Source organism: Acinetobacter bouvetii, assembly GCF_902753875.1.
Classification (GTDB): Bacteria; Pseudomonadota; Gammaproteobacteria; order Pseudomonadales; family Moraxellaceae; genus Acinetobacter; species Acinetobacter bouvetii_A.
The window spans coordinates 23,930-40,457 of the sequence record NZ_CADDTS010000043.1; the positions used below are offsets into that span (position 1 = coordinate 23,930).

The window sequence follows — 16,528 nt, forward strand, 5'->3', positions numbered from 1 at the left end:
ACAGGGCTCAATGAAGTCTATTGAAGGAAGAGGAGATTGGCGCTCTATTATACGCCAATCCTGGGTTAAATTTTTGCAATTACACTGTGAATGGCATCCAGCGTTTTCTGGATGCTTTGCTCAGACAAGGTTGGATGTACCAGGAACATCAGACTGCTTTCACCCAATTGCTGGGCATTGTGCAAGCGCGTTTCAGGACGCCACGGTGTGTCATCAAAGGCTTTTTCTAAATACACTTCTGAACATGAACCGCTAAAACACGTCACACCTAAAGCACTAATTTCATTCATAATCCGGTCACGAGACCAACCCTCAGGTAAAGCAGCCGTATTGACTTGCACATAGCATTTATAACCTGCATGTACATAATCAGATGATGGTTTCGCGACAGTGAAATATGGATTATTTTCAAACACGGCTTGGATGCGTGTCATATTGGCATTGCGTTTTGCCGTCCATTCAGGCATTTTTTTCAGCTGAATACGTCCAATGACGGCCTGCATTTCCATCATGCGCCAATTGGTGCCAAACGAGTCGTGCAACCAGCGGAATCCCGGTGGATGTTGTTTGTTATACACGCTGTCAAAGTTTTTACCATGATCTTTATAGGACCACATTTTTTTCCAGAGGCTTTCGTCATTGGTGGTGACCATGCCACCCTCACCGCCTGTGGTCATGATTTTATCTTGGCAGAATGACCAGGCACCGACATGACCGATCGAACCGGCGGATTTACCTTTATACATTGCACCATGCGCCTGAGCACAGTCTTCAATCACATACAGGCCTTTTTCTTCGGCCAATTGCATGATCGGGTCCATATCACACATCCAGCCAGCCAAATGCACACAAATAATCGCCTTGGTATTCCGGGTGATCACTGCTTCAATGGTACGGCGCGAGATATTCTGAGAATCCAGCTCAACATCGGCAAAGACCGGGTTGGCCCCTGCAGTGACAATCGAACTGGCCGATGCCAGAAAGGTCCGCGAGGTGACAATCACATCATCACCGGCGCCAATATCGAGTGCTTTTAAAGCCAAATCTAGTGCTACAGTACCGTTCGCGACAGCAACGGCATAATTCGTTCCGGCAAATTGTGCAAATTCTTTTTCAAATTCACGACATTCCTGACCGGTCCAATAATTCACTTTATTGGATAAAAGAACTTTTGAGACCGCATCTGCCTCTGCTTGCGTGAAACTTGGCCACGGCTCAAATGCACTGTTTAACATGGACTTTTCCTAGCTTTAAATTCTATTTGGATTCGACTATACGAGCCGGATTCCCCACCACGGTCACACCTGTAGGGACACTTTTAGTCACCACGGCGCCCATACCGACAACCGCACCACGCCCAATCACCAAGGGTTGATCAGGCGTGCCCTGCTTAATCATGGCACCAGCACCAATGTAGGCATGATCTTCAATATGAATATTGCCGTTACATTTTACCCCCGGGGCAAAGGTAACAAAATCCCCAATCACACAATCATGCTCCACATAACTGTATAAATTGGCATGGAAGCATTTGCCAATCTTGATATTCGAGGTAATGCTGACAAAGGGACTTAAGGCGGCACCTGCTGCAAGCTCGATCTGATCCATCAGCACCACATTATCCGCCATAATCGACCAGAGCTGAATGCCATCAGCTTCCAGACGATTGGCAATTTTTTCACGTACACGGCTATTGGCTATCGCAATTTGTACAGCTTTCTCATCCGCGGTTTCATCTAAGAAAGTCGTATAATTCATGGCACGATGACCATTGACCCGAGTAATTTCTGCCAGTGAATCATCAATAAACACAATTTCAGAAGCGTCCTGTGCACGGACCAATTGCTGACGCGCCACAGGCATCAGACTCCGGCCGCAGCCCGAGGCGCCATATACGGCATAGAGTTTAGTCATTTTTATGGTCCGGTGTGCCGGTAAATTTAGTCATGGTTGCCTCGCCTTCGGCGCTGATATCATCCTTGGCGAGCACTTTTTGCACGGTTTTCAGCATAATTTTAAAGTCTAGCCACACAGATTGATGCTCCACATACCAGGTGTCGAGTTCAAACTTTTTTTCCCAAGAAATCGCATTACGGCCATTCACTTGCGCATAGCCAGTAATGCCCGGACGGACATTATGGCGTTTGGCTTGCTCGCGATTATATAAGGGTAAATATTCCATCAATAGCGGACGTGGTCCGACAATGCTCATCTCACCTTTAATCACATTCCACAGTTCTGGCATTTCATCCAGACTACTTGAACGCAGCATTTGACCAAATGGAGTGAGACGCTCACTGTCAGGTAATGGATTTCCGTTTTCATCCACGGCATCTTTCATGCTGCGAAACTTGATCATTTCAAACGGTTTGCCATTCAAACCCGGACGTACCTGACGAAACAGCACCGGTGAGCCTAAATTCTTACGTACCTTATAAGCTACAAACAGATATAACGGAGACAGCATCAACAAGGCAGTTGAAGCAACCACAATATCTAAAGCACGTTTCAGCATCAGATCAGCTCCATTTCCGTCATCATATGTTTATTCACTTGATGCACATCATATTTATTGAGTGCTATTTCACGTGAACGCTGCCCCATATACGCCATCAGTTTGGGATCTTCAATAAAATACTGCATGCTGCTGACCAGATCATCGACAGATTTAACCGCCACCAGATAACCGTTTACGCCATGAGTTACCGTTTCACGGCAGCCCGGAGCATCTGTGGTAATAATGGCACGACCCATCGCCATGGCCTCTAAAACGGTACGTGGCGTTCCTTCACGATAGGATGGCAGCACATAGACTGAACTTGCCGCAATGGCGGGACGTACATCACTCAGTTTACCCCAAAACTTGAGGGTTTGATCAGCCACCCACGTGTCCAGTTCCGCTTGGGCAATGGCAGAGGGATTGTCATCAATCCAGCCGACCAGATGAAATTCCACTTCAGGATATTGGGCTTTGATGATGCGTGCCGCTTCGGCATATTCACGTACGCCTTTATCTCCCAGCAAACGGGCAATCAACAGGAAGGATGCTTTCACCTGACCTTGCGCATTTTTTGGTAACGGCAGCACTGCAAAATCCTGTACATTCACCCCTGAACCATTCACCACCACAGTCGGCTTATTCACGTCAAGCAACTGCATGTCTTGAAAGAGCTTTAAATCATCCGGATTTTGGAAAAACACTTTATCGGCATATTTTAAAGCTTGTGCATATAAGCCATGCACCAGTTTTTGGAACAGACTGCGTTGGCCTGATTCCACATTTTGGAAAGCATAGCCCAGACCGGTAATCAGGGCAAAACGCCGCGGCACTCGCGCCAGCCATGCCGCCAAGGTGCCATAAATCACCGGTTTAATGGTATAGGACAACACCACATCCGGCCGAATCTGACGAATCATTTGATATAGGGTTTTCAGCAACTTCAGGTCGGCCAGTGGATTGGTGCCAGCGCGTTGCATGGGAATCGCATGCACCTGATAACCGAGTTGTTGCAACCGGTTTAATTCATCAGGAAAATCCGTTAAGTCCGGTGCAAACACATGAATTTCATAGCCTTTGGCATGAATCGCTTCTAATAATTTTCCCCGAAAGTTCAAAGCTGAAGGCAAATAACTACAAATCATTAAAAATCTCATGCGTTTTTGCTCCACATCTGCATATATTGCTGACTCACGCTGGCAATACTAAAATTCTGTTCTACCCGAGCACGCGTGGCTTGTTTGAGTTGTAATTTTTCAGTCTGGCTAAGCTTCACATAATCGAGAATCGCCTTCGCCAAGACCTCAGGATCACGCGGTGGCACAATGCTGCCCAGCTCATCAACAATATATTTGGCATCCCCAACATCGGTACTGATACAAGGCAAACCGGATGCCATTGCTTCGACCAGAACATTGGGAAAACCTTCGGTAATCGAGGTCATCAAAAAGGCATCTATGGACTGATAAAATGCCGGCATATCGGAAATCTGATCGAGCAGATGGACTTTGCTTTCATCCAGTTGATATTGCTCAAACAAGGCTTTCACTTCCGGATGATTCAGACTTGCGCCGCTACCGGCAATTTTAAAAATAATCGGCTGATCTTTCAGTTGGGCCATGGTAGCAAACAGATAGGGATAACCTTTTGCTGTGTGATAACGTCCAGCAAAACCAATCACGCAAGGTTCATGTAATTCAGGATTGGGCTGAAACATGTCCAAAAACACGCCATTGGCAATCACCTGGGCATTGTTATTGTTCAAGCCAAAGCTTTGATGTTGCTGCAAGGATGAATGCGCACAATAAATCACGCCGCTCGGCTGCTGTGCCAAGACTTTACTCATTACCAAGGCGATTTTGGTACTCAGCGACTCTTCTTTGGGAGAGGCCAGCGAATGATGAATACCCCAAAAAATCTTCGGTTTTGAGCTTAGCCCAATACAGCTTAAACTGGTCAAGACATTGGCATGGTACATCCAGCATTGCACCGTTTTTGGCGCGATGGATTTGAGTAAATGCCGCAGTTTGGCGATCGTCCCCAACGTATTCAGACCATTCCAACCCAATGCATAATAGGACTGACATTGCACTAAAGTTTCTGCATAAACATCCGACGTTTTCATCAGCGCAATAATCACATGCGCATACTGGTCCTGAGTCTGCTGAATCAGACGTGCCAGCATCATCTCTGCCCCACCCACGCCGGCAAAGTTGGTAATCACATGCACAATAGTCTGTTTTTGCTGATTCATGCAGAGCTCTCCATCAGCTCCAAATAACGCTGTTGCACCGTATGTTTATGGAATTGCAGGCAATGTGCAGTCAATTCAGTTTCATCATAATGAACATAATCCCCGAAAATCGCCTGTTGCATCGCCGCGGTCATACCGGCTTGGTCATTACATTGCACCAATAAGCCAAATTTCGCATGGTCTAAAATTTCCATGGGACCACTCGGGCAATTGGTACTCACCACTTTAATTTTTGAGGCTAAAGCTTGAATCAGTACGCCTGGCAAGCCTTCCCAGTTAGAACTTAAGACAAACAGCTCCGCATATTTAAAATAAGCATAGGGATTAGGATCAAAGCCCGGCAAATCCACCACTTCACTTAGACCCAGTTCTTGAATAAGAGATTCAAACTCCGCTCTTAATTCACCTTCACCCAAAATAATCAATCGGGTTTCCGGATGTTGTTGATGTAAGGCATGAAAAGCACGAATCAGAAAGCCAAAATTTTTGGCTTCGGTTAAACGTCCCACCGCCAGAATCACTTTATTTTCAGGCTGAAAGAAACGATGCTCCACCGGCACTTGCAGTTTCTCAAAATAGGCATCATCGATGACCGGATTATAAATGGTGACTAAATTGTCTTTGCGATAAGCATAATATTCACGAAAATCTTCCATTACGCCTTGGGATACACAGACCACCTGACTGGCAGATGGATAGCTCATGTTGACCAGTGTTTTGAGCAGCCATTTTGCCATGCCCTGTAATTTCATATTTTTCGAAGGGGTTGAAACCTCGCGTAAAATCAATCGGGCCTGACTTTTGGCTAAACGCTTGGCCAATGCTGCAATGATATTCGTATGGGTTTGGGTCGCCACCAGCACATCATAGTCCACCGCTTGCAAGCGTTTTTTCAGTGGGAAAATGGCATTGGCAACACGGCCACAGCTTAAGTCGATCAATTGAATCTGTGGGTCTACTTCGGGCAGTAAAGTGCCTTTTATCCCGGTAATATCACAGACCACCACATCTACTGCTCGCCCTTGCTGGACCAGATTATTGGCCAATTGAATCACGGTACGTTCTGCTCCGCCGCCCCCTAAGGTCGGCAAAAAAAACATGATTTTATTGAGCATAACAGTACCTGAAAATGGGAGAGATTAATGAGCGTTTTTGGAGGCTTGCAGATCCATCGCACGTTGCACACGTTGCTGATAATCGGGGATGCCAGCAAGTTCAGAATCACTGGCACAGCTGGCTTGAATCTTGGCGGCATAGTCCACAAAGCTTGAAACCACCTTGGCCGGTACACCAATCGCCACACTGTTGTCCGGAATATCTTTGGTCACTACCGACCCCGCACCAATCACTACATTGGAACCAATGTGGACACCCGGCATAATAATGCTATTGACCCCAATGAACACATGCGAACCGACCTGAATCGGCACAAAGCGTTGATAGCGTTTGCCATTCTGATCTTTGACCAGACAGGTACTGCCATCATGGGTGATAAATTTCACCCCGGAAGTTACCGTGACATGATCGCCAATGGAAATCAGAAACGGTTCTGAACCCCAGCTTTTAATATAGATGCGACAATGTTCGCCCACGTTGACGCCTTTTTTCCGCGCAAAAGCCACACTGCCTTTGGCCATAAAATAGACCAAGTCCAATAGCGTATTGAAAACGGATTTTATCAATGCCATGCGCATGACCTTTTATAGCAGCGAAACAAAAACAGAAGACAAGTGCAGTATTTTACGCCTAAATTGGTATGAGGCATATGATTGCACTGACAGGCTTATTTGATTTTTCGGGCAGGCACACCTACATACACCCCAGATTCATTCAGTGTCTTGGAAACCAAACTACAGGCACCGATTACACTGTTATCCGGAATATGCACGCCATCCAGTACCGTTACCCGGGCACCCAGCCAGATATTTTCACCCAGGCTGACCCCCTGCTTGGAAATCTGATCTTTCACCAAGGTATCCGGGTCATCAAATTTATGGTTACTGGCAATGATGATACTTTGCGTGCCAATACGGGTGTTATCGCCAATACTGACCCCACCACAGCCATTGATAAACGACTTGGAATTGATACTGACTTCACGACCAATGGCAATGTCACCGCCAAAACATTTGATATAACAACTTTCACCAATAAAACTGTTATCGGCAATAGTAAGCGATGCGCCCGCTTCCACAATCAGGCTGACGTGATCGCCAATATAGACGTTTTTTCCAATCTTCACCTGCCCGGCAATTTCAAGCGTACTACCTTTACCAAAGTATTTAAAATTCGTGCTAAAAGCCTGATTATATAGGGCTTTACGGCATTGCGCGGTGAACCAGTTCATGAGTTTTAAAACTTTAAAAAACATCACTTTTTGCTACTCCACACAGAAAATAAAATGGCAAAGTTATAGAAAATCAGCGCAACCGGGACGGCCAGTAGCATATAGATTTTATTTTCCAGCAATACATATAAGCCGAAAAATAAAATAAATTTAATCAATAACTCAATCACCTGCAATCTAAACAGAATGTGGCTATGGCGCTGCGCAATCAAAAAGGCCGAACTGGGCGGATTACAGAAAATCGCCCAATAGCCCAAGGCCAAAATCTGGAAATAGGTCGAGATGCCTACCCACTCTTTGCCAAATACCCAGAGATACAAGGATTCCGGCAACACAAAGAACACGGCAAATAGGGGCAAAGACAGCACACTGAGCAGCATACTGCTTTTCAGGGCTTCCTGACTCTGTTCGACATTTTTAAATTTGCGGATAAAGAACTGGCGAATGGTTTGCGACATTAAATTGATCGGCACCCGCAATGTCCGTTCCACAATGGCGTAGAAGCCCATCGCCTGAACACCGACAAAATGCGACACCACATAATATGGCAAGTTATGCGAAAAACTGTTCAGCAAGGCATGCGGGGTATTGGAATAAATAAAATCTTTATAATGCTTAAACGCTTGCCAGCTGACCTGATAGAGCTGATTTTTCACAATATACAGCAATACAAACAGCAGCATCAGCACCGAGCTGACGTTATAACTGTTGACCAGACTAATACTCATCAAGAAGGGCAAGCCCAGCTGTACCACCACCACAATCAGGCTACGGAAAATATTTAATGCGGCACAAAAATATTCGGCATGTGCAGCAAACTTGTAGTTATAGACACTTTGAATCAAAGTATTGGCCAACACGCCACTGCAAATTGCAGCGACCACAGCAGCATCAAAAATAAAACTTAAAATGATGGCACTGACCGCGACAATACCTGCAGAGAACATGGTTCCTTCAAAGATCAGACTTTTCTTGTCCTGCTCTTCCGCGACCAATAAGGCTTGATCGAGACGTAAATTGGCAATGGTGGATAAAACACTGACAACGGCCAAGGCAATGCCGTATTCACCAAAATCTTGAACCGAATAGAGACGCGTTAAAAAAGGAAGTGCGATAAATGTAATTATCGCACCTACTAATAAACTCGACGTGATTAAGCCAATAGATTGATATTTGGCAAAAATACGCGCAATCATGTCAGATTTTTAACGTACCAACGCATAGCCAGCTGAATACCGGCATCAATTCGAAATTCAGGTGCATAACCCAAGGCGTTTTCAATTTTGGCAATACTGGCTTGTGAATGTCGCACATCTCCGGCACGGAAGTCACGATAGACCGCATCTTTCACATAGTTCACGTCATTTTCCGCAAGTGCATTTTGAATGGCACGGTACAAATCATTCAAGGTGGTACGGTCACCCACGGCAACGTTATAGACCTGATTTTTTGCTTCATCGTCTTGCGTGGTCGCTGCCAAAATGTTGGCTTGCACAGTATTTTCAATAAAGCAGAAATCGCGGCTGGTTTCACCATCACCATTAATAAAGACATCATCGCCTGCAATCATGGCTGCGGTCCATTTCGGGATCACTGCAGCATATGCCCCTTCAGGATCTTGACGCTGCCCAAAGACATTAAAGTAGCGTAGGCCAATGGCTTTAAAGGCATAACAACGGGCAAAGACATCGGCATACAGCTCATTGACATACTTGGTCACCGCATAAGGCGACAAAGGATTGCCAATATTTTCTTCTACTTTAGGCAATGCCGGATGGTCACCATAAGTGGAACTGCTGGCGGCATAGGTAAAGCTGGACACTTTGGCATCGCGTGCAGCCGTCAACATATTCAGGAAACCGCTGATGTTGGTGTCATTGGTGGTAATCGGGTCAGCAATTGAACGAGGCACAGAGCCCAGCGCTGCTTCATGCAGCACATAATCCACACCGATACAGGCTTTTTGGCAATCTTCCAGTTTACGAATATCGCCTTCATGGAAAGTGAATTTCGCCCATTGCTCAGATGATACTGCCTGTTGCACGGCATCCAAATTATGTTGATGACCTGTGGCAAAATTATCCAGACCAACCACGGTCTGATCGAGTTTCAACAGCGTTTCTAACAGATTAGAGCCAATAAAACCGGCTACGCCCGTGACCAACCACGTTTTCGGTGCTTGTTTTAACTGTTCACAAACGAGGTGATATTGACTCATGGCTATGCTTCCTAACACTTTTTAAATTACAAACGAAGATCAGATTCAGACTGCGCAAGCACATATTTTAAATCATATAAAACATGTTGTGCTTTACCCAAGGTACGAATTTTCTCTACGCCCATCGCTTTAAACTGCTCATGTGCAACTGCCAGAATGACTGCGTCATAACTGTTGTCTGTTAAAGTCGACACCGGACGAATACCATATTCATGTTCAGCTTCTTCGGCACTCACCCATGGATCATAAACATCCACATTCACGTGATATTCTTTCAGTTCATTGACGATATCGATGATGCGGGTGTTACGGATATCAGGACAGTTTTCTTTAAAACTTAGGCCTAAAATCAGCACTTTGGCATCTTCAACCTGAATGCGTTTTTTCAGCATTCCTTTCACCAGCTGAGTCACCACATAAGCGCCCATGCCATCATTCAGACGGCGACCAGCTAAAATAATTTCCGGGTTATAACCAATCGCTTGTGCTTTATGAGTCAAATAGTAAGGATCGACACCGATACAATGACCGCCGACCAGACCTGGACGGAAAGGCAGGAAGTTCCATTTGGTTCCTGCCGCCTGAAGTACGGCTTCAGTATCAATACCCATCTTGTTGAAAATTAAGGCAAGTTCATTAATCAGGGCAATATTGACATCACGCTGGGTATTTTCAATCACTTTAGCGGCTTCCGCCACTTTAATGCTGGCCGCTTTATGTGTGCCTGCCTGAATAATCAGGTTATAGACTTGATCGACAAAGTCAGCCACTTCAGGGGTTGAGCCTGAAGTGATTTTGAGAATATTGGTCACGCGGTGCAGTTTATCACCCGGGTTAATGCGCTCTGGACTATAACCAGCATAGAAGTCTTGATTGAATTTCAAGTTTGAGACTTTTTCCAGTTCAGGAATACAGACTTCTTCTGTTGCTCCCGGATAAACCGTAGATTCATAAACGACGATATCGCCTTTTTTCAACACCTTACCAATACTGTTCGAGGCTTTCACCAACGGGGTTAAATCCGGTTGTTTATATTGGTCAATTGGCGTTGGTACGGTAACAATAAAGAAGTTACAGTCTTTTAAGTCTTCTAGATTTGCAGTATAAGCTAATTGGTTCGCTTGTTTTAATTCTTCAGGTGATACCTCTAAGGTATGATCTTGACCGCTTTTTAATTCATCAATGCGTTTTTGATGGATATCAAAACCAACAACAGGGACTTGTTTTCCAAACTCTACAGCTAAGGGTAAACCTACATAACCTAGCCCAATAATTGCTATTTTCAGTTCAGAGAGTTGTAACATATAGAAGCCTATGCGATCGATGAATTTTGACTCATCGTGACGTTGTAAATAGCATTATAATATAGCAGAAATTTCAGTGATTTTAATTGTAAAATATTGTCTTTATATGCCTGACCATTCAAAGGGGCAATTTAGCTCGATCTTAAAATGATACTTGAGAATATGCGCAGTTACAGTAATTTTAAATTTCTCATAATTCTTCTATTTAACCACAAGAAGACCTTGATTTCCTTGATATATTAAACATCTTACGATTCAATAACATATTATGCTATGTAACAAGAGATTAATAATATAAAATAATCGTGTTAAAATTATATATTTCCGGCTAATTGTGCCTCTATTTTAATTTCAAATTATTTTTATAAACAGGATTTCGAGTGAGTTACTACCGTTATAGCATTATGTTTGTACTTAGTTTAGGAATGACTGGTTGTGCCATTACATCAGGTCTTCAAACTTATGACTTACCAAGCGAAGGGGTTTATCAAACTGATTTGGGCACTCAGGTCAATGTAGTCAAACTCACCCAGGAATCCTTATTTGCAGTACAACCAGCCGAAATCAATATTCGTCAGGATTACGCACATTTATTTAATAGCTCACATAAAAATTACAAATTAAGTCCTGGAGATATTCTTTCTATTTATCTATGGGCCTATCCTGAAATTACTCCGCCTACAAATAACATTAATAACGAACAAGGTATTCAGGCCAATGGTTATCAAATTGACCAAGGTGGTTATATTCAATTTCCTATGATTGGCCGATACAAAGCTGCAGGAAAATCATTAACACAAGTTAATCAGGAATTGCGTAGCCAACTTTCTCGTTATTTAAAAACGCCGGATGTCATTGCTCGCGTCCTGTCTTATCAGGGACAACGTTATTCAGTACAAGGTAATGTGATGAAAGGCGGTCAATTTGCGCTGAGTGATCAACCTGTCAGTGTCTATACTGCATTAGGTATGGCAGGCGGGGTAAATGCTCAACAAGGAGATAACACCTCCATTACCCTGGTCAGACAAGGTCGTACCTATAAACTCAATAGTATCGAGCTGGAAAAAGCCGGACTGTCGCTACATAACTTGCTGATTCAGCCGAATGACACTTTGTATGTCAATTCACGTGAAAATCAAAAAATTTATGTGATGGGTGAATCTGGCAAAAACCAGTCTATTCCAATGCGTGATCAAGGCATGAGTTTAAGTGATGTATTGGGGGAAAGTTTGGGTTTAAATCCAAACTCTGCAAGTCGCAGCAAAATTTATGTAGTGCGTAGCAATGCCGTTGATACTTCTACAGAAGTATATCAATTGGATCTCACCAGTATTGCTGATTTCGGTTTAGCCAATAAGTTCAAAATGCACAGCAATGATATTGTATATATTGATGCTTCAGGCTTGGCACGCTGGCAACGTATTGTTAACCAAATGGTTCCATTCTCTAGCCTAGTGAATACCGCCAACAATTTAGGCAACTAATATGAATATTCAAAGTATTCTTGTCGTTTGCGTGGGTAATATCTGCCGTAGCCCTATGGCAGAATATTTCCTAAAACAGCAATACCCGAATCTTCATATTGAATCAGCTGGTATTTCCGGTTTAACCGGTCATGCAGCGGATCAAAAGGCTCATCTTTGCATGCAGCGTTTGGGTATTGATATGAGTGCACATGTTGCCAAAAAACTGAATGCAAGCCAGATCAAAAAGGCGGACTTGGTTTTGGTCATGAGTCAAAACCAGCAAAAGCATATCGAGCAAACCTGGCCCTTTGCAAAGGGCAAAACTTTCCGCTTGGGGCATTGGCAGGGTAAAAATGTTCCCGACCCTTTCCAGCATGATCAGTTGATCTTTGATGAAACCTGTCAGTTAATCCAAGATTGTATTAGCGACTGGACACAACATATTTAACTTTTTGATAGCAAGATTATGAGCCAAAATACCAATACTGAAGACACCATTGATTTAAAAGAACTCTTCTTTTCCCTGATTGCTCAGTGGAAACTCATTGCACTCTGTATCATTTTAAGTTTGGTGTGTGCATTACTTTATCTTAGAACAACACCTGACACCTATTCAGTAGATGCTTTAGTACAAGTGGAAGAAAGCAAAGGTGCTTCTGCTGCATTATTGGGTGATTTGTCAGACATGATTGAGCAGAAACAACCTGCTCAGACTGAAATTGAACTGCTAAAGTCCCGTTTAGTCCTAGGCTCTGTCATCAAAAACTTGAATCTGGATTTAAGCATTTCTGGCACAGAAAATAGCTTTTTTGATCGCTTGTTAAATCCACATGAATATCAAACTCAATACCAACACAAATCAGTCCTTTTTAAAGACGATACTCAATCTTTTGATGTACGAAAATTTGATGTTCCTGTCGACTACCTCGACAAAGAGCTATTGCTGAATTTTGAAGCCAATAAATTTAGCTTAACAGATGCAAAAACACGTCAAGTTGTTTTGACTGCACCAATTAACCAAGAAAGTCAGCTTTCTACTGCATCTGGAATCTGGAAAGTCGCCATTTATACCCGTGACCAACTAAAAGACAGCTATCAAATTCAAAAAATGTCGTTACCAGCGGCTATGCTATCAATTACGGACAATTATTCTGTAGCTGAAAAAGGCAAACTGACCGGTATTTTAGGTTTAAATTATCAAGGTCAAGATAAAGAACATATTACCCAAGTCCTTAACGCTATTTTGGTCGCATATAGCCATCAGAACATTGAGCGTCGTTCTGCCGAAACTGCCCAAACGCTGAAATTCCTTGAAGAACAATTACCAGAATTAAAACAACAACTGGACGTTGCTGAACGAGAATTCAACAAATTCCGTCAACAATATAATACCGTTGATGTCACCAAAGAATCAGAACTGTATTTGACCCAAAGCATTCAACTTGAAACATCGAAAGCTGAATTGGAACAAAAACTGGCAGAAGCCGCAGCCAAATACACCAATGAACATCCGGTGATGCAGCAAATGAGCGCACAACTGGGAGCAATTAACACAAAAATTGCTGAGTTGAATAACACCCTCAAACAATTACCTGATTTACAACGCCGTTACTTACAGCTCTATCGTGAAGTTGAGGTTAAGCAACAACTGTATACTGCTTTACTTAACTCGTACCAACAACTCCGTATTGCCAAAGCGGGTGAAATTGGTAATGTCCGAGTTGTCGATACCGCAGTATTGCCAATTGAACCGATTAAACCGAAGAAACTGATTGTTCTGATTTTATCTATTTTTGTCGGTGGCTTCCTCGGTACCCTGTTAGCATTACTACGTAACATGATGCGCTCAGGAATTAAAGATTCCGAGCAGATTGAAAATGAATTGGATCTGCCGGTTTATGCAACAGTTCCTCGTTCACCGATTCAGGAAAGCCGTATTAAACTGCTGAAGAAGAAAAAGCATATTCCTATTTTAGCCATTAAAAATGGTGATGATATTGCCATTGAAAGTTTACGCAGCATGCGTACTGCAATTCATTTTGCATTAAGTAAAGCCAAAAACAATATCATCATGATTTCTGGCCCTGCTCCTGAAGTGGGTAAATCATTTATTTCGACCAACCTGGCAACAATTTTGGCACAAAGCAATAAACGGGTGCTAATTATTGATGGTGATATGCGTCGTGGTTATTTGCATAAATACTTTAATCAGGATAATCAATCAGGTCTGGCTGAATATTTAAATGGCCTACAAGCACTCGAAAGTATTGTCAAATCCACAGAAGTGCCTCAATTAGATGTGATTACACGGGGTAAAAGTCCGGCAAATCCATCCGAGCTACTCAGTTCTGCAAAATTTGTTGAACTTCTAGATAAAATTTCACCGCTATATGACCATATTATTATTGATACCCCACCAGTATTAGCTGTGACAGATGGTATTATCATTTCACAATATGCTGGCGTGAATCTGGTCATTGCACGTTATGCTAAATCACAAATGAAAGAACTCGAATTGACCATTAACCGATTCGAACAAGTTGATGTCAAGGTGAATGGCTTCATTTTAAATGATATCCAGCGTGGTAGCGCGGGTTATGGTTATGGCTACAACTATGCTTATGGCTATAAAGCATCCAAAGATCATGATTAAGTAAAATGAGTTGAGATCTACTGATTAAACTTATACTCAAAAGCCAGCGCCCAGCGCTGGCTTTTGTTTTTGGTGTTATTTAACTGCCGCCATGAAACGCTCAGTCTACAGTTTTTAAAACTGAACATTTCATTTTCTAAATAAAATAAATATTTTATTGTATGAGAAATGTTTTATATATTCAGACTGTTATAGAATATTGGTGTTGATAAGAATATATTGGATTTCTACCAATACGACATACACAAAAGGTGTTGGATAGAAAAGTCTGCTAAAATTAATGCAACTTTTTTAATATAAAATGAATTTGGGAAAACCTATGAGTAAAGCCTTACCCATCGCTGTCGCTATTATTTTAGGCGGTGCTGCTCTTGTACCTGTTTATTATGCAACTCAAAACCCTGCTACTGTGACATCAAAAGCATCAAAAAATGCCTCTGCTGTGGAAAAAATCAGTTATGCACTTGGCTATGAAGTTGCACATCAAACACCACCTGAACTTGATATTAACAGTTTTGTTACAGGTGTACGCGAAGGCCATGCTCGTAACAAACCCGCTTATACTGAACAAGAGTTACAACAGGCTTACCAGCAATTCCAGAAGGAAATGCAGCAAAAGCAAGTTCAGCAAGCTCAGCAAGTGCAAACTGCTAGCGATTCATTCTTGACTGAAAATGCCAAAAAACCTGGTGTAAAAACCACAGCTTCCGGTTTACAGTACAAAATCACCAAAGAAGGTACAGGTAAACAACCTACTGCCAATTCTGTAGTCACTGTACATTACAAAGGCCAGCTGGTTGATGGTAAAGTGTTTGACAGTTCCATTGAACGTGGTCAACCGATTGAGTTTCCATTAAATCAAGTTATTCCGGGTTGGACTGAAGGTCTTCAGTTAATGAAAGAAGGTGGTAAAGCAACGCTGTATATCCCATCGCAATTGGGCTATGGCGAACAAGGCGTTCCAGGCATGATTCCTGCTAATAGCACCCTAATTTTTGATGTGGAACTGATCAAAGTAAAATAACAAACTCAGAGGAGAGCGCTTGCTCTCCTTATTTATCTTGAGATATCAGAATGAAAACATCTATAACATTACTTTGTTTATGTATCTTTAGCACAACAGGTTTTACAAAAACCGTGACCAATACCAGTAGTCAAAAAGAACAGGTTGGTTACAGCTTTGGTTATTTAATGGGGCGCAGCAATGCTGAATCAATTAAAGATTTAGATCTGGATGCTTTCATGCTGGGTTTGAAAACAGCCAGTGAAGGCGGCAAATCAGCATTAACTGATGAAGAAATGGCACGTGTCCTGACCCTGCATAAAAAGCAGAGTGAAGCCAAACAACTGATTGAACTCAAACAAAAAGCCGAAGCCAATGCCAAAATTGGCGCGGAATTTCTAGCAGCCAATGCAAAAAAAGAAGGTATTCAAGTCACCAAATCTGGCTTGCAATATCAAATTTTGAAACCAGGCACGGGGAAATCACCTAAGGCCAATTCTACAGTTAAAGTCAATTATGAAGGCCGACTCATAGATGGTACTGTATTTGATAGTTCGATTGCCCGAAATCAGCCTGCTGAATTTCAGGTCAGCCAAGTGATTCAAGGCTGGACTGAAGGCTTGCAACTGATGAAAGAAGGAGCAAAATACCGTTTCTTCATTCCAGCACAACTGGGCTATGGCCAAATTGGTTCCGGTGATGTCATCGAACCCAATAGCACTTTAATTTTTGACGTTGAATTGCTTGAAGTTTCACCTCAACCCTCTAAATAATAAATGAGTTTTG

At 42.8% G+C, this 16,528-nt stretch carries 16 protein-coding genes; 5 read left to right on the forward strand and 11 right to left on the reverse strand.

What is annotated here, in order from left to right; translation table 11 throughout:
• Window positions 1-65: 65 nt before the first annotated feature.
• The 11 genes from FB6_RS13120 to tviB form a co-directional block, all read right to left on the reverse strand.
• Window positions 66-1,235: a DegT/DnrJ/EryC1/StrS family aminotransferase gene (locus FB6_RS13120; protein WP_174560407.1), complete on the reverse strand. Its 1,170-nt coding sequence runs from the start codon at window positions 1,233-1,235 to the stop codon at window positions 66-68.
• Between the two features lie 22 nt (window positions 1,236-1,257).
• Window positions 1,258-1,914 (reverse strand): NeuD/PglB/VioB family sugar acetyltransferase, encoded by a 657-nt coding sequence (locus tag FB6_RS13125; RefSeq protein ID WP_174560408.1) that lies wholly within the window; start codon window positions 1,912-1,914, stop codon window positions 1,258-1,260.
• On the reverse strand, window positions 1,907-2,515 hold the full coding sequence (locus FB6_RS13130; RefSeq protein ID WP_174560409.1) for a sugar transferase: 609 nt from the start codon (window positions 2,513-2,515) through the stop codon (window positions 1,907-1,909). The genes FB6_RS13125 and FB6_RS13130 overlap by 8 nt, the downstream gene beginning before the upstream one ends.
• Complete coding sequence (locus FB6_RS13135; RefSeq protein ID WP_174560410.1) at window positions 2,515-3,654, reverse strand: glycosyltransferase family 4 protein; 1,140 nt, start codon at window positions 3,652-3,654, stop codon at window positions 2,515-2,517. Before FB6_RS13135 ends, FB6_RS13130 begins: the two co-directional genes overlap by 1 nt.
• Complete coding sequence (locus FB6_RS13140) at window positions 3,651-4,751, reverse strand: glycosyltransferase (RefSeq protein WP_174560411.1); 1,101 nt, start codon at window positions 4,749-4,751, stop codon at window positions 3,651-3,653. The genes FB6_RS13135 and FB6_RS13140 overlap by 4 nt, the downstream gene beginning before the upstream one ends.
• Entirely contained in the window at window positions 4,748-5,866 is a 1,119-nt protein-coding gene (locus FB6_RS13145; RefSeq protein ID WP_174560412.1) for a glycosyltransferase, read from the reverse strand. The genes FB6_RS13140 and FB6_RS13145 overlap by 4 nt, the downstream gene beginning before the upstream one ends.
• A 24-nt stretch (window positions 5,867-5,890) precedes the next feature.
• Window positions 5,891-6,439, reverse strand: coding sequence for an acyltransferase (locus FB6_RS13150; protein WP_174560413.1), 549 nt, complete (start codon window positions 6,437-6,439; stop codon window positions 5,891-5,893).
• 95 nt (window positions 6,440-6,534) lie between these two features.
• Window positions 6,535-7,122 (reverse strand): acyltransferase, encoded by a 588-nt coding sequence (locus FB6_RS13155; protein WP_174560414.1) that lies wholly within the window; start codon window positions 7,120-7,122, stop codon window positions 6,535-6,537.
• Entirely contained in the window at window positions 7,122-8,294 is a 1,173-nt protein-coding gene (locus FB6_RS13160) for a lipopolysaccharide biosynthesis protein (RefSeq protein WP_174560415.1), read from the reverse strand. Before FB6_RS13160 ends, FB6_RS13155 begins: the two co-directional genes overlap by 1 nt.
• Complete coding sequence (locus FB6_RS13165) at window positions 8,291-9,316, reverse strand: NAD-dependent epimerase/dehydratase family protein (RefSeq protein WP_174560416.1); 1,026 nt, start codon at window positions 9,314-9,316, stop codon at window positions 8,291-8,293. Before FB6_RS13165 ends, FB6_RS13160 begins: the two co-directional genes overlap by 4 nt.
• A 26-nt stretch (window positions 9,317-9,342) precedes the next feature.
• On the reverse strand, window positions 9,343-10,620 hold the full coding sequence (gene tviB, locus FB6_RS13170) for a Vi polysaccharide biosynthesis UDP-N-acetylglucosamine C-6 dehydrogenase TviB (RefSeq protein WP_174560417.1): 1,278 nt from the start codon (window positions 10,618-10,620) through the stop codon (window positions 9,343-9,345).
• Window positions 10,621-11,024: 404 nt separating this feature from the next.
• Between tviB and FB6_RS13175 the strand changes: the two genes are divergently transcribed.
• The 5 genes from FB6_RS13175 (at window position 11,025) to FB6_RS13195 (ending at window position 16,515) form a co-directional block, all read left to right on the forward strand.
• Window positions 11,025-12,104 (forward strand): polysaccharide biosynthesis/export family protein, encoded by a 1,080-nt coding sequence (locus FB6_RS13175; protein WP_174560453.1) that lies wholly within the window; start codon window positions 11,025-11,027, stop codon window positions 12,102-12,104.
• Window position 12,105: 1 nt separating this feature from the next.
• Entirely contained in the window at window positions 12,106-12,534 is a 429-nt protein-coding gene (locus tag FB6_RS13180) for a low molecular weight protein-tyrosine-phosphatase (RefSeq protein WP_174560418.1), read from the forward strand.
• A gap of 18 nt (window positions 12,535-12,552) precedes the next feature.
• A complete protein-coding gene (locus tag FB6_RS13185) occupies window positions 12,553-14,739 on the forward strand; it encodes a polysaccharide biosynthesis tyrosine autokinase (protein ID WP_438819973.1) in 2,187 nt (728 codons plus the stop codon).
• Window positions 14,740-15,058: 319 nt separating this feature from the next.
• On the forward strand, window positions 15,059-15,763 hold the full coding sequence (locus tag FB6_RS13190) for an FKBP-type peptidyl-prolyl cis-trans isomerase (RefSeq protein ID WP_174560419.1): 705 nt from the start codon (window positions 15,059-15,061) through the stop codon (window positions 15,761-15,763).
• Between the two features lie 50 nt (window positions 15,764-15,813).
• Window positions 15,814-16,515 (forward strand): FKBP-type peptidyl-prolyl cis-trans isomerase, encoded by a 702-nt coding sequence (locus FB6_RS13195; RefSeq protein ID WP_174560420.1) that lies wholly within the window; start codon window positions 15,814-15,816, stop codon window positions 16,513-16,515.
• Window positions 16,516-16,528: the final 13 nt, after the last annotated feature.

Coding starts and splice junctions, on each gene's coding strand:
- FB6_RS13120 (WP_174560407.1), bottom strand. CDS start 1,235: ATGTTAAACAGTGCATTTGAGCCGTGGCCAAGTTTCACGCAAGCAGAG.
- FB6_RS13125 (WP_174560408.1), bottom strand. CDS start 1,914: ATGACTAAACTCTATGCCGTATATGGCGCCTCGGGCTGCGGCCGGAGT.
- FB6_RS13130 (WP_174560409.1), bottom strand. CDS start 2,515: ATGCTGAAACGTGCTTTAGATATTGTGGTTGCTTCAACTGCCTTGTTG.
- FB6_RS13135 (WP_174560410.1), bottom strand. CDS start 3,654: ATGAGATTTTTAATGATTTGTAGTTATTTGCCTTCAGCTTTGAACTTT.
- FB6_RS13140 (WP_174560411.1), bottom strand. CDS start 4,751: ATGAATCAGCAAAAACAGACTATTGTGCATGTGATTACCAACTTTGCC.
- FB6_RS13145 (WP_174560412.1), bottom strand. CDS start 5,866: ATGCTCAATAAAATCATGTTTTTTTTGCCGACCTTAGGGGGCGGCGGA.
- FB6_RS13150 (WP_174560413.1), bottom strand. CDS start 6,439: ATGGCATTGATAAAATCCGTTTTCAATACGCTATTGGACTTGGTCTAT.
- FB6_RS13155 (WP_174560414.1), bottom strand. CDS start 7,122: ATGTTTTTTAAAGTTTTAAAACTCATGAACTGGTTCACCGCGCAATGC.
- FB6_RS13160 (WP_174560415.1), bottom strand. CDS start 8,294: ATGATTGCGCGTATTTTTGCCAAATATCAATCTATTGGCTTAATCACG.
- FB6_RS13165 (WP_174560416.1), bottom strand. CDS start 9,316: ATGAGTCAATATCACCTCGTTTGTGAACAGTTAAAACAAGCACCGAAA.
- tviB (WP_174560417.1), bottom strand. CDS start 10,620: ATGTTACAACTCTCTGAACTGAAAATAGCAATTATTGGGCTAGGTTAT.
- FB6_RS13175 (WP_174560453.1), top strand. CDS start 11,025: ATGTTTGTACTTAGTTTAGGAATGACTGGTTGTGCCATTACATCAGGT.
- FB6_RS13180 (WP_174560418.1), top strand. CDS start 12,106: ATGAATATTCAAAGTATTCTTGTCGTTTGCGTGGGTAATATCTGCCGT.
- FB6_RS13185 (WP_438819973.1), top strand. CDS start 12,553: ATGAGCCAAAATACCAATACTGAAGACACCATTGATTTAAAAGAACTC.
- FB6_RS13190 (WP_174560419.1), top strand. CDS start 15,059: ATGAGTAAAGCCTTACCCATCGCTGTCGCTATTATTTTAGGCGGTGCT.
- FB6_RS13195 (WP_174560420.1), top strand. CDS start 15,814: ATGAAAACATCTATAACATTACTTTGTTTATGTATCTTTAGCACAACA.